The sequence below is a fragment of the Sphingomicrobium marinum genome (genome assembly GCF_026157105.1).
Classification (GTDB): domain Bacteria; phylum Pseudomonadota; class Alphaproteobacteria; order Sphingomonadales; family Sphingomonadaceae; genus Sphingomicrobium; species Sphingomicrobium marinum.
The window spans coordinates 1,487,447-1,500,203 of record NZ_JANPVQ010000001.1; the positions used below are offsets into that span (position 1 = coordinate 1,487,447).

Consider the following 12,757-nt stretch of genomic DNA (forward strand, 5'->3'; position numbering starts at 1 on the left):
AGGATACAAGATGCTTACGCCCAAACAGCATGAACTGCTCGCCTTCATTCATCAGCGACTGCACGATACCGGGATTTCGCCCAGCTTCGACGAAATGCGCGAAGCGCTCGATCTGAAGTCCAAATCCGGCGTGCACCGCCTGATCGGCGCGCTCGAGGAACGCGAATTCATTCGCCGTCTCCCCAATCGGGCGCGGGCATTGGAAATCCTCAAACTCCCCGAAGGCATCGAAGAGACGCCCGCTCCGGCTGCCAACGATGCCACACCGGTGGTGCCGGCCGCTGCCAACGACATCGTCGAAATTCCAATGCACGGCCGGATCGCCGCAGGTACGCCGATCGAGGCGCTACAGGGCAATGAAGGCTTTGCCGTTCCTGCGGCCTTGCTCGGCCCGGGTGAGCATTTCGCGCTGGAAGTCTCCGGAGACTCGATGGTCGACGAAGGCATTCTCGATGGCGACTTCGCGTTGATCCGCCGCGTCGACAGCGCCCGCGAAGGCGAAATCGTGGTCGCGCTGGTCGACGAGGAAGAGGCAACGCTCAAGACCTATCGCCGCGAAGGCTCGATGGTGCGGCTGGATCCAGCCAACGCCGCTTATGAGGCGCAGCGCTACGAAGAACAGCGCGTGCGTATCCAGGGCCGTCTGGCGGGTATCATTCGGCGCTATTGATCGCCCACGGGTGCGCGCCGAGCCGTTCGCGCACACTCTCGATGCGCGGCGGCTCGTCCAGGTAGAGGGCGAGGCCGCCGCTTTCTTCCAGAGCCTTGCGATCGAGCTTGAGCCAGCGCGGCGTGCAGCCGCGCGGCATCCACCGCTCGGAGACGACGATATCCACACTGGCGCAAGCGTCAGTCAGCTCTTTCCAAGCGATATAATCGCGTGAGCGCACGGCGAGCAGCGTGAAGGTTCGCTCGCCGCCTTCGATGGCGGCAAGGCAGGCATCGCGATTGCAGTTGGCAAACGCCTGCTCCTCGAGCGGGCCCGGGTCTCCGTCATACCCGGCGTTTTCCGACAAGATGTCACGGATGAAGTCGCCGGCCCGCGCGCGCAGGAGATGCGGGCGGCCTTCATCATCGATGATCGCGAGGTGACGACCGTCGCCAGTTACCAATAGGTCTGGGCGCGGTGAAAGGGCAGCCGCTCCCAGTCCGATCGCGATCGGCACCAGCCCCGCCCAGCGGATGCGATGCGTCCACAGGTAGAGCCACAACCCACCCAGCACGGCGAACGCGAACGCCCAGGTCGGCATCGTAGGTACCATCGCCACCGCCCCCTTCGCGTTGCCGACCATGTGCGCTAGCGACACGAGACCATCGAGCGCGGTGCCGGTTACCCACCAGAAGGGCGCGCCGAGGCCGACAAGGTCTAACAGGATCGCGAGCGCCAAGGCGGGCATCACGACGAAGGTGGTCAGCGGGATCGCGATCAGGTTGGCGAGCACTCCGAACAGCCCGGCCTTGTGAAAATGATAGAGCGCAAGCGGCATGAGTGTGATCTCGACCGCCAGACCCGTCAGCACGAGCGCGAGAAAGCTGCGCCACATTCGCCCTCGCCACCCGTCATCGCGCGGCTTGAGCCAGTCCCGCACGCGCGGATGGGCATGCAAGGCGATGATCGCGGTCACGGCGGCAAAGCTGAGCTGGAAGCTGGCGCCAGCAATGGTCTCGGGTCGGATCAGGAGGATGACGACCGCCCCCACCGCCACTAGCCTGAGGCTGAGCGCCGGTCGCCCAAGCGCGATGCCGAGCAGGACGAGCAAGGCGGCAATACACGCGCGCACGGTCGGCACCTGCATCCCGGTAAGCAGCGTATAGCCAATCCCCGCGATCGCACCCGCGGCGGCCGACCAGAGGATGAGGTTGTGCCGCCGCGCCAATGCCGGCCATAGCGCCATGAGCTTTATCGACAACAGCATCGCGGAGCCGACCACGGCAGCGATATGGAGGCCGGACACCGCAAGAAGGTGCGCCAGTCCGGAACGCCGCATCGCCTCGGCATCTTCCTTGGCCACTGCGTTCTTGTCGCCGGTAGCGAGCGCAGTGGCGATCCCGTCACCGCTGCCGGGCAATGCAGCGCGCACCTTCGCCCCGAGCGAAGCGCGTATTCCGTCGAGCGACGAAGCTCCACTTGGCCGCAGTAGCTGCACGTCTCCCAACGCCGTTCCGACCCCGCCGATGCGCTGGAACCATGCGTGGCGTGCGAAATCGTAGCCGCCTGGCACCGCCATGGTGGGCGGCGGCGTCAATCGGGCGCGCAGGCGGATGACAGCGCCTTCGCGCAACGCCTCGAAAGCCTGGGCCTCGCGCAAGGACACCCGCAGTCGCGGCGGCAATTCTTCGCCCACCGGTTTGAGCGTCAGGCGGACGCGCTCGCGTGCGACCAGCGGCTCCACACGCTCGATGCGCGCCTCGAAGGTCGTGATAGTGATGCGCTCGATCCGCGGTGCTTCCACCATCTCCGAGCGACCCCAGATAAGCCCCTGCCCTAGCGCGAAAAATAGTTCACCGAATGCCAAGGCCTGTCCAAGCCTTCCGCCCAGCGCCAATGACGCCATTAAAAGCCCCAGAGCGATCAGGATGGCGGTCAGCCAGTGGCCAGGTGTCGGCAGCCAGAACCAGCTCGCAATGCCCGCGCCGAACGCGACCACGCCCCAGAGCGGCAATTGCTGCCGTTCTGCCTCCAGAAAGGCGTCGATCTGCCGCCCGAGCAGGCGCCACCGGATCGGCAAAAAACCGCCGCTTTCCGGTGGCGACACGGCAGCGTCCGTGTTAGGGGCGCTGACCAAGTCCACAGACTATGGAATTTGAGAGGAAAAGCGCGTGAGCGCAAGCACCCAAATCGTCACCCGTTTCGCCCCCTCGCCCACCGGTTTCCTGCATATCGGCGGCGCGCGCACGGCGCTCTTCAACTACCTCCTCGCCCGCGCCAATGACGGCAAGTATCTCGTCCGCATCGAGGATACCGACAAGAAGCGCTCCACCCCCGAAGCGATCGAGGCGATCCATGACGGATTGGAATGGCTCGGCCTGCTTGGCGATGAGGAGCCCGTGTTCCAGTCGCAGCGCGCCGAGCGCCATGCCGAGGTCGCACAGCAGCTGCTCGACAGCGGTCATGCCTACAAATGCTATCTCACGCAGGAAGAATTGCAGGCGCGCCGTGAGAAGGCACAGGCTGAAAAGCGTCCCTTTCGCATCAACTCCGAATGGCGTGACCAGCAGCCTGGCCCTGAGCAGGAGAGCCAGTCCTACGTCGTCCGTCTGAAGACGCCCGACGACGGCGAGACGGTGATCGAAGACCAGGTGCAGGGCACCATCCGGGTCAAGAACGCGGAAATCGATGATTATGTCATCCTGCGCGGCGACGGGACGCCAACCTACATGCTGGCCGTGGTCGTCGACGACCATGACATGGGCGTCACGCACATCATGCGCGGCGATGACCATTTGAACAATGCTTTCAGGCAGTTGCCACTTATTCGTGCGATGGGATGGGATGAGCCTACCTATGCCCATGTGCCGCTGATCCATGGCGCCGACGGTGCCAAGCTGTCCAAGCGCCACGGCGCGCTGGGTGTCGACGCCTACCGCGACGAGATGGGCCTGCTGCCCGAGGCCGTATTCAACTACCTGCTGCGCCTGGGTTGGGGGCATGGCGATGACGAGATCATCAGCCGCGAACAGGCGATCGAATGGTTCGATCTCAAGGGCGTGGGCAAGAGCCCGTCGCGCTTCGACACGAAAAAGCTCCTGAACCTCAACGGTCATTACATCCGCGAAGCCGATAATGGCCGCCTGGCCCAGCTGGTCGCGCCCAAACTGGGCGAGCTTGAAGATGACCAGATGGCACTACTCGAACGCGCCATGCCCGAGCTCAAGGCCCGCGCCAACGACCTGCACCAGCTCGCCGAGGGCGCGGAGTTCCTGTTCAAAACGCGGCCGCTGCAAATGAGCGAGAAGGCTGCCGCCATCCTCGACGCCGAAGCGCGCGATAATCTCGTTCTTGCGCATGCCGGCCTGGAAAAATTGGACGAGTGGAGCCTTGAGGGCGTAGAAAACGTTATTCGCGAGGTTGCAGAAGCAGCCGAATTGAAGTTAGGGAAGCTGGCCCAACCGCTTCGTGCGGCATTGACGGGCAGCAATACATCGCCGGGCATTTTCGACGTGCTCGTCCTGCTGGGACGCGACGAAAGCCTCGCCCGCATTGCCGATCAGACCGTGGAGCCAAAAGAATGACTGACAAGACCGCAACCCTGAGCGTCGGTGGCAAGGATTATGAAATGCCCGTCCTGCCCGGTTCGGTAGGCCCCGAAGTCGTCGATATCCGCAAATTCTACGGGCAGTCGGGGATGTTCACCTACGATCCCGGCTTCACCTCGACGGCAAGCGCGCAGAGCGCGATCACCTTCATCGACGGCGAAGAAGGCATCCTGCTCCACCGCGGCTATCCGATCGACCAGCTGGCGGAAAAGTCGACGTTCATGGAAGTCGCCTACCTGCTGCTCCACGGCGACCTACCCAAGAAGGACGAGCTCGACGAATTCGTCCACATGATCACCTATCATACGATGGTGCATGAGCAGCTCGCGCACTTCTTCCGCGGGTTCCGACGCGATGCGCACCCGATGTCGATCATGACCGGCGTCGTAGGTGCGCTTTCGGCGTTCTACCATGACAGCACCGACATCACCGATCCGCAGCAGCGGCTCATCGCGTCGCACCGCCTGATCGCCAAGATGCCCACGATCGCTGCGATGGCGTATAAATATTCGGTCGGTCAGCCCTTCGTCTACCCGCGCAACGACCTGTCCTATGTCGGCAACTTCCTGCGCATGACATTCTCGGTTCCGGCGGAGGAATATGAGGTCAACCCGATCCTCGAACGCGCGATGGACCGGATCTTCATCCTCCATGCCGATCACGAACAGAACGCCTCGACCTCGACCGTGCGTCTTGCCGGCTCGTCGGGTGCCAACCCGTTCGCCTGTATCGCATCGGGCATTGCCTGCCTGTGGGGCCCGGCGCACGGCGGCGCCAATGAAGCCGCGCTCAACATGCTTCGCGAAATCGGCGATGCCGGGAACGTCAAGAAATATGTCGACCGCGCGAAGGACAAGAACGATCCGTTCCGCCTGATGGGCTTCGGCCACCGTGTCTACAAGAACTACGATCCGCGCGCGAAGGTGATGCAGCAGACCGCGCAGGAAGTGCTCGACGAACTGAACATTTCCGATCCGGTGCTCGACGTTGCCCGCGAACTCGAACAGATCGCGCTCAACGACGATTATTTCATCGAGAAGAAGCTCTATCCGAACGTCGATTTCTATTCGGGCGTCATCCTCAACGCGATCGGTTTCCCGACCGAAATGTTCACGGCGCTATTTGCGCTGGCACGCACCACGGGCTGGGTCGCGCAGTGGAACGAGATGATCTCGGATCCCGAGCAGAAGATCGGCCGTCCGCGCCAGCTCTATGTCGGTGCGACCGAACGCGATTACGTCCCGGTCGACGAGCGCTAGGGCTTCAGGCCGCGGGCAGGCGCAGGCGGAAGCAGGCGCCTTGCTTGGGCTGGTCGCCCATCAACACATCACCGCCCATGCCGCGGGCCAGACGGCGCGAGATGGCGAGGCCTAACCCCTTGCCGCCGTCTTCGGCGTCATGTGCCCGCTCGAATGCTTCGAAAATGCGCAGGCGGTCGATCGGCGCAATGCCCGGGCCGGTATCGCTTATGCGCGTTTCGATAATGCCGTCCCCGGCCTTAAAATCGATGCGCACGCACCCGCCCGCGGGGCTGTGACGCACGGCGTTGCCCAGGATATTGACGAGGATCTGCAGCGCTGCACCGCGCTGGCCAAGTACCATCCCGGGCGCACCGAAGCTGTTGACCTTGATCGAAACGTCGCGCTTGCTCGCTGCGCTTTTAACGATCTGCGCAGCCTCCTTGGCCACCTCGCCAAGATCGATCTCTTCGCTCGACCGGCCACTGACCTGCTCGCTCATCGTATGGATGACCGATAACAAATGCCGGCCCGCCGCCGCTATGTCGTTGCCATAATCGGCATAGTTTTCCTGCAGCGGCCCGTCGGCCTGCGCACTGATACCCTCCGCGGCATCGATAATCTGGCCCAGCGGCGAGGCCAGCGTATCGTCAAGCGTTTCGGGCGCTTGATCAAACGCCGGTCCCGTTTCGGCGAGCTTCCAGTCACTGATGCAAAGCCGCACGACCTCGTCTTCCGGAGTGGCCGTCACCAAAATGTCGTAACGATGTTCGGCATCCGCGATGTGTGCCTCTCGCGTCACTGGAATGCCCAGCTTGCGCGCTAGCCTCACGATGTCCGCAAGCGGCGCGACGGCGAGCCGCGCGCCAAGCCGTGCCCCGGCCTCGCGCTGCAGGCGTGCAAGCGCCGGATCGGCTGCAATCAGGCGCAAACCGCCATCGACACACCCCATCACGGGTAGCGCCGGCAGGTCGGGCTTGTCCTTCAGCTGTGCATAGTCTTCGCTCATCATGCCCATTGGCCGCATCGGGCCATGCCCGGTCAAGCTGCGCGCAAACGCTGTGCCAAAATGAGCGACCCGCCAGCATAGGCTGTGAGTACCAGCAAGCCGAGGAGCCACTGGCCGAATAGCCCGAAGGGAAGTAGCACCAGGATCGCGGGGCGCCGTGCGAAAAGCCACGTTTCGAACCTGGCGCCTTTGCGCAGCGGACGAAGCACCTCCGCGAAGACGACGAGGCTGAGCGCCGCCATCATCGCGCCCCATCCCGCGCTGGCGAAAAGCCACCAGCCAAACGCGAGAAATGCCGTGCCGACGAGCGGCCATCGCAGGGCAAATCGCCAGTCCTTGGGTCCGAGGGCCCGCAGCCGGAGCGAGGCGATGCGCCGCGCCACCAGGTCGAGCGGCATCGACAGGAGCAGCGCCGCAACCGCCACCAACCCGTAGCCCAGCAGAAAGGCCGGGATGGCAAGCGCGCCGAGCATCAGCCCGGCCAGAGCGATCCAAACGGGCCGGATGCCCGATGCCGAAAGCTTCTCGGTGAGGAAATCTTCGAGCCACGGCGTCACGTAGCGCGCCACCCAGTCGCGTCGTTCGCCCTTGGAAGCGGCCAACATGCGGCGCGAGTAATCCGCCGCATCGGCGGGGGTTTCGACCAGCAAGGGGCCGCGCCCCTCGCCTTGCTCGCCGGCGACCAGTTCGGCGCCCGCTTGCACCGAGCGGCGGAGCAACGTCGACGACAGGTCCCATTCGCCAAGCATCGCGGCGGTGCCGCCGATATCGCGGCCTTCCACCAGCGACAGCCCGGCCCAGCGTCGGGTAAGGTCAATCCGCTCGAAGCGCTCATGCGCATCTTCATCGGGCACGGTGATGATTTGCGGGGTGCCGGCCTCCGCCAGCGCCTGCAGTTGGGCAAGATCGGGCACGATGCCGTCGGCAACCTGGATGACCAGCGCATCGGCCTCGAATCGCGCGGCGACTTCGGCCGCGTCTTCGGCAGTGACGATATTGAGCCCCTCGCCGCGCAGCCTGTCGAGCAGGCCAGTCAGCCCTGCAGGGGGTTCGTCGACCAGAACCACGATGGGCGAAGCGCCCGCGGCGCCGACCGCGCGCAGCTGCAACTCCACCAGCGGGCGCCCAGCCACCGGCAGCAGCGCGCACAGTCCGCCATCTTCGCTATCGTCAATCGCCGTCACGAGCGCACCGAGCGCCATGATCCCTCCCCAAATTGTCGTTCGGTGAATTCTTGGCGGAGCCGGTCCGGCTTTTCCAGCCAAACATGCTGGCAGTCACCGCGAAATACGTTAGGATGACGTCATGAGCCCGCAATTCGATCCGATCCGCCCCGAACGCCGCCTCCACAGCGACGACAATGCCGTGCAGACCAGCGAGGACACGCACGACACGCTCGACTTAGGCGGATGGGAAGATATCGAGCGAGCGCGCAACGATCTTGGCGGCCGCGCCGTGCTGGGGTGGTTCCTGGCGCTGATGTCGATCGCCTGGACCGGATTCGCCAGTTGGTCGGCGGGTCGCGAGCTTTCCGCCGACACGCTGACGATCACCGATATTGCGCCGTGGATCGCGATCCTTGCCGGACCGCTCGTCCTGCTTGCCATCGCCTGGCTGATGTTCGGACGTACGCGGCGCAAGGAAGCCGAACGCTTCATCAATACCGTCAAGATCATGCGCGAAGAGACCGCGGCGCTGCAGAATCAGCTCGGCGCACTGACGGCGCGTATCGATGAAAGCCGCAGCTCGCTGACCACCATCGCGGGTGAGCTAGATGGCATGGCCGATGCCAGCGTCGAGCGCATGACCAACGCCACGCATACGATCGAAGGCAGCATTTCGCGCATGGGCGAACAGGGCGCGGCTTTCGATGCGAGCGCCGCATCGGCCAAGGCCGACATGGAGAAACTGCTCGCCGACCTGCCGACGGCCCAGCACCAGGCTGATACGCTCGGCGCCAGCTTGCGCAGCGCGGGCGATGACGCGGCGTCGCGCGCCGAAGCGCTGGGCGTGTTGCTCGATCGGCTCGGCACCGCGAGCGAGACCGCACGCGGCCAGATCGAGGAAGCGACCGGACAGCTCAGCGCGCGTCTGGGCGATATCGAAGGAGTCGGCAAATCGAGCAGCGCGACGATTGCCAATGCCCGCGGTCAAGTCGACCAGCTGCTGAACACCTCCGCCGAAGCGCTGAGCGAAATCCGCAGCGGTATCGACACGCAGGCCGCGGCCGTCGCCGCGCTCGTCGCGCAGGCTCAATCGGGCATATCGCGTAGTGGCAGCGACGCTGCCGAACAGCTCGGTCGTTCCATAGCTGACGCCGATAGCAAGCTCGAGGGCTTTAGCCAGCGACTGGCCGAGCAGGACGAAGTCACCCGCAACATCGTCGCACGCGTTAACGACGGCATCGCGCAGCTTGACAGCCAGTTTGCGACCCTCGCCGCCAGCGGCGATGAACGCGCTGCCGCCATGCACGCAGCGATCGCCAATGTTCGCGAGCAGCTTTCGGCGCTCGACAGCGACGCGATCGGGCAGGATGACCGTCTCTCGTCCATGGGCGAGCGCACATCGCACCTGCGCGACCAGCTTGCAGCCCTTAGCCAAGAACTCAGCGAAACGATCGGCCTGTCACTCGACGAAGCCGGCACGAAGGCCGACAGGCTGGCCGAGACCGCGGCAAAGCTGGCGCCGACCGTCACGGCAATGCGCGAAGAAAGCGAAACTGCGGAGATGTGTCTCGCCACGGCTGCCGATGCAATCGACACCAGTCACCAGCGCCTTGGCGAGTTGATGGAAGGCATCGACGGGGGCGTCGGCCTGGCCGAAGCGCGGATGAACGAACTCAAGGCGGCGCTCAGCGAGATGACCGGGGAAGCCCAGGCGCTGACGGCCGAGACCGCGCCTGCACTGGTCGAAGCGCTCATTCAGGTGCGCGATGCGGCCTCGCGCGCCGGCGAACGCGCCCGCGAGGCGATCCGCGAGGCGATCCCGCAAAGCGCTTCGGAAATGGGCGACGCCACGCGCAAGGCGCTGGAAGCTGCCGTGCAGTCCAGCGTCGCCGAACAGCTTGCCGAACTCGACCGGGTCGCCACCCAAGCCGTCGAAGCGGCACGCGGCGCTTCCGACAAACTCAACGCGCAGATGCTATCGATCGGCCAGACCGCCGGTGCGCTCGAAGCTTATATGAACGAGGTCGCGGAGGATGAGCGCGTTGGCCAGAGCGAAGAGTTCACCCGCCGCACCGCCTACCTCATGGAATCGATGCACAGCGCTGCCATCGACGTCGAGAAGATCCTTTCCAACGAAGTCGATGAGAAAAGCTGGGCAGCCTATCTCAAGGGCGAACGCGGCGTCTTCACCCGCAAGGCGGTCAAGCTGCTGTCGAACAGCGATGCCAAGTCGCTCGGCCAATATTACGAGGCGGACCCCGAGTTTGCCTGTGCCGTCAATCGCTACGTTCAGGACTTCGAAGCGATGCTACGCCGCATGATGAGCGAACGCGACGGTGACGTCATGGCGGTCGCGATGCTGTCGAGCGATATGGGCAAGCTATATGCCGCGCTGAGCCAGGCGGTCAGCCGCAAGGTCTAAAAATCTCGATCGAAGAAGTTGAGATCTTCGCTGGTCAACCAGCCCATCTCGTAGTTCAGTACGTATAGGCCGGTCAGCACCGCCGCGATAATCGCGGCGCGGGTCAAGTGGCGCTTCAGGTTGAACGACGACGGCGCGCTTTCGGCTTGCCCGGGCACCAGCTTCTTGCCCGCCTCCTCGTCGGTCTTCACGCCGAATGGCAGCATGATGAAGGCCACCGCGACGAAAATCAGAAAATAGACGGCAATGACGGAGGCTAGTTGCACGCGACGATCATGACCTCGACGATGGGTTTCTTGCCGGTCCATGCATTGGCACAGCGACGCACCGCGAGACGGACCTTCTCCCGTGCCTTCCCCTCGTCCATGCCGGACTCCCACGCCTTGGTAGCACTGTCGGCGCAGTCGGCGAGAAAATCGGCATGATCCTCCTCCACCGGCACACCGAGCGCCCGCACTTCCACGTCACCCGCCAGCTGATCATCGCCATCGATCGGCAGCGCGACCGCGATCACGCCTTCCCAGCTCATCTTGCGGCGCTGGTTGATCGTCTGCCCGTCGGCGGGAAGAATGACGTCACCGTCGAGGATCAGGCGGCCCGTGCGAACGACATCGATCTTCTCGGGATCACCAGGGGCGAGCCGGATGACGTCGCCGTTGGTCTGGAACACGGTGTGCGGGATGCGATGCTCTTTTCCCAGCCATGCCTGTTCGCGCATGTGCCGGTTTTCGCCGTGCACCGGGATCAGGATGTCGGGGCGGATCCAGTCGTACATCTGCTTGAGCTCGGGTCGTCCCGGGTGGCCGGACACGTGCACATGCACCTGCTTTTCGGTCACCGTATGCACGCCGAGATCAGATAGCGCATTCATGATACGCCCGATGGCAAGCTCGTTGCCGGGGATCATCTTTGACGAGAAGATAACCGTATCGTCTTCGCTGAGTTTCAATGTGTGCTGGCCATTGGCGATGCGGTTGAGCGCCGCGCGCGGCTCTCCCTGCCCGCCCGTCGCGATGATCATGACGTTCCGCCGCGGCAGTTGCATCGCATCCTCGAAGCGCACGGTCTGCGGAAAATCCTGCAGGTAGCCGGTCGACTGCGCGACGCGGATGATGCGATCGAGGCTGCGGCCCGCCACGACCAGTTCGCGCCCGGCTTCCTGCGCAACGCGGCCAAGCGTCTCGAGCCGCGCCGCGTTGGAGGCAAACGTGGTGACAAGAACGCGGCCCTCGGCCCTCTGCACCTCCTGCAGCAGGCCTTCGTAGACGCTGCTTTCACTGCCCGAGGGCTTGTTGTCGAACACGTTGGTCGAATCGCACACCAGCGCACGAACGCCGCTATCGCCGATCATCTGCATCGCTTCATCGCCCGTCGGGGTGCCGAGCACGGGCTTTTCGTCGATTTTCCAATCGCCGGTGTGGAACACCTTGCCATGCGGCGTGTCGATCAGCACACCATTGCCTTCCGGAATGGAATGCGACAGCGCGACATAGCGTATGTCGAACGGCCCGAGCGTGATGCCGCCGTCGCGTTCGATCTGCTTGACCTTGACCTGACCGGTCAGGCCCTCCTGGTCGAGCTTTTCGCGGATCAGCCCCGCAGTGAACGGTGTCGCGTAGAGCGGCACCTTCAGCTCGTCGGCAAGATAGGGAATGGCGCCGATATGGTCTTCATGACCGTGCGTGAGGACGATGCCGATGAGCTCGTCCTGTCGCTCCTCGATAAATTCGAGATCGGGCAGGATCAGGTCGACGCCGGGATAATAGGGATCGGCAAAGGTCAGACCCAGGTCGACCATCAGCCATTTGCCGCGGCAACCGTAGAGATTGACGTTCATGCCGATCTCGCCCGAGCCGCCGAGCGCGCAAAAAAGAAGTTCGTCGCCTGGTGTCATGAAGTTGCCTGCTTATGGAGCATCATCAGCCCCTTGATGGTCAGATCAAAATCGATTGCGTCGAACATGCCTTCGGGAAACAGTGCCGACAGTCCTCCGGTTCCGATCACGGTTACCGGCCGCCCAATTTCCTTTTTCGTGCGATCCAGCAATCCCTCGATCATCGCGACATAACCCCAATAGACGCCGATCAGCATCTGGCTGTGCGTCGTGGTGCCAATGACGCTGTCATCGTCGGGTTTTTCGATTGCGATCTTGGGAAGCTGCGCCGTCTTGCCGGTCAGCGCATCGAGCGACAGGTTGATACCGGGCGCGATCACCCCGCCTTTGTAGGCGCCGGTATAGTCGGCCACGTCGAAGGTAGTCGCCGTACCGAAGTCGATGACGACAATGTCGCCTTCATGCTCGGCATGGGCAGCGATGATGTTGAGCCCGCGATCCGCACCAAGCGTATCGGGTTCGGGCACGTCGAGGGTCATCGGCCAGGCGGCGGCACCATGCCCCGCTACCAGCGGTTCGACCTTGAAATAGCGCCGCGCCAGCAGCGACAGGTTGTGCAGCGCACGCGGGACGACGGTGCCGATGATGACGGCGTCGACCTGCTTGAACTTGACCTTTTCAAGGCTGAGCAGTTGCTTGAGCCACACCGCATATTCGTCCGCTGTGCGTCTGGGATCGGTGGCGATCCGCCAGCGCGCCTTGATCTCGTCACCATCGCACAGGGCGAAGACAATGTTGGTGTTTCCGGCATCGATCGCGAGCAGCATGCGC

At 63.7% G+C, this 12,757-nt stretch carries 10 protein-coding genes; 4 read left to right on the forward strand and 6 right to left on the reverse strand.

Annotation, left to right across the window (positions count from 1 at the left end; translation table 11 throughout):
* Window positions 1–10 precede the first annotated feature (10 nt).
* Complete coding sequence (lexA, locus tag NUX07_RS07485) at window positions 11–670, forward strand: transcriptional repressor LexA (RefSeq protein WP_265529952.1); 660 nt, start codon at window positions 11–13, stop codon at window positions 668–670.
* Here the strand turns inward: lexA and NUX07_RS07490 are convergent.
* Window positions 654–2,792 (reverse strand): ComEC/Rec2 family competence protein, encoded by a 2,139-nt coding sequence (locus NUX07_RS07490; protein ID WP_265529953.1) that lies wholly within the window; start codon window positions 2,790–2,792, stop codon window positions 654–656. The two genes, lexA and NUX07_RS07490, sit on opposite strands and share 17 nt — an antisense overlap.
* A gap of 28 nt (window positions 2,793–2,820) precedes the next feature.
* On the opposite strand from NUX07_RS07490, the gene gltX reads away from it, so the two are divergent.
* Both gltX and NUX07_RS07500 read left to right on the forward strand, forming a co-directional pair.
* Entirely contained in the window at window positions 2,821–4,233 is a 1,413-nt protein-coding gene (gltX, locus tag NUX07_RS07495) for a glutamate--tRNA ligase (protein WP_265529954.1), read from the forward strand.
* On the forward strand, window positions 4,230–5,516 hold the full coding sequence (locus tag NUX07_RS07500; RefSeq protein WP_265529955.1) for a citrate synthase: 1,287 nt from the start codon (window positions 4,230–4,232) through the stop codon (window positions 5,514–5,516). Before gltX ends, NUX07_RS07500 begins: the two co-directional genes overlap by 4 nt.
* Window positions 5,517–5,520: 4 nt before the next feature.
* Here the strand turns inward: NUX07_RS07500 and NUX07_RS07505 are convergent, their stop codons facing one another.
* Together NUX07_RS07505 and NUX07_RS07510 are read right to left on the reverse strand one after the other, a co-directional pair.
* Complete coding sequence (locus NUX07_RS07505) at window positions 5,521–6,504, reverse strand: sensor histidine kinase (RefSeq protein ID WP_265529956.1); 984 nt, start codon at window positions 6,502–6,504, stop codon at window positions 5,521–5,523.
* A 32-nt stretch (window positions 6,505–6,536) separates the two neighbouring features.
* Window positions 6,537–7,706 carry a glycosyltransferase family protein gene (locus NUX07_RS07510; RefSeq protein ID WP_265529957.1) on the reverse strand — a complete coding sequence of 390 codons (1,170 nt, stop codon included), beginning with the start codon at window positions 7,704–7,706 and terminating at the stop codon, window positions 6,537–6,539.
* Between the two features lie 103 nt (window positions 7,707–7,809).
* On the opposite strand from NUX07_RS07510, the gene NUX07_RS07515 reads away from it, so the two are divergent.
* Window positions 7,810–10,092 carry a coiled-coil domain-containing protein gene (locus NUX07_RS07515; RefSeq protein WP_265529958.1) on the forward strand — a complete coding sequence of 761 codons (2,283 nt, stop codon included), beginning with the start codon at window positions 7,810–7,812 and terminating at the stop codon, window positions 10,090–10,092.
* Here NUX07_RS07515 and NUX07_RS07520 read toward each other — a convergent pair.
* The 3 genes from NUX07_RS07520 to NUX07_RS07530 are packed head-to-tail and all read right to left on the reverse strand — an operon-like array spanning window position 10,089 to window position 12,753.
* Window positions 10,089–10,358: a DUF1467 family protein gene (locus tag NUX07_RS07520; protein WP_265529959.1), complete on the reverse strand. Its 270-nt coding sequence runs from the start codon at window positions 10,356–10,358 to the stop codon at window positions 10,089–10,091. The genes NUX07_RS07515 and NUX07_RS07520 overlap by 4 nt on opposite strands.
* Complete coding sequence (locus NUX07_RS07525) at window positions 10,349–11,986, reverse strand: ribonuclease J (protein WP_265529960.1); 1,638 nt, start codon at window positions 11,984–11,986, stop codon at window positions 10,349–10,351. The genes NUX07_RS07520 and NUX07_RS07525 overlap by 10 nt, the downstream gene beginning before the upstream one ends.
* Window positions 11,983–12,753: a type III pantothenate kinase gene (locus NUX07_RS07530; protein ID WP_265529961.1), complete on the reverse strand. Its 771-nt coding sequence runs from the start codon at window positions 12,751–12,753 to the stop codon at window positions 11,983–11,985. The genes NUX07_RS07525 and NUX07_RS07530 overlap by 4 nt, the downstream gene beginning before the upstream one ends.
* Window positions 12,754–12,757: the final 4 nt, after the last annotated feature.

Coding starts and splice junctions, on each gene's coding strand:
- lexA (WP_265529952.1), top strand. CDS start 11: ATGCTTACGCCCAAACAGCATGAACTGCTCGCCTTCATTCATCAGCGA.
- NUX07_RS07500 (WP_265529955.1), top strand. CDS start 4,230: ATGACTGACAAGACCGCAACCCTGAGCGTCGGTGGCAAGGATTATGAA.
- NUX07_RS07505 (WP_265529956.1), bottom strand. CDS start 6,504: ATGAGCGAAGACTATGCACAGCTGAAGGACAAGCCCGACCTGCCGGCG.
- NUX07_RS07510 (WP_265529957.1), bottom strand. CDS start 7,706: ATGGCGCTCGGTGCGCTCGTGACGGCGATTGACGATAGCGAAGATGGC.
- NUX07_RS07515 (WP_265529958.1), top strand. CDS start 7,810: ATGAGCCCGCAATTCGATCCGATCCGCCCCGAACGCCGCCTCCACAGC.
- NUX07_RS07525 (WP_265529960.1), bottom strand. CDS start 11,986: ATGACACCAGGCGACGAACTTCTTTTTTGCGCGCTCGGCGGCTCGGGC.
- NUX07_RS07530 (WP_265529961.1), bottom strand. CDS start 12,753: ATGCTGCTCGCGATCGATGCCGGAAACACCAACATTGTCTTCGCCCTG.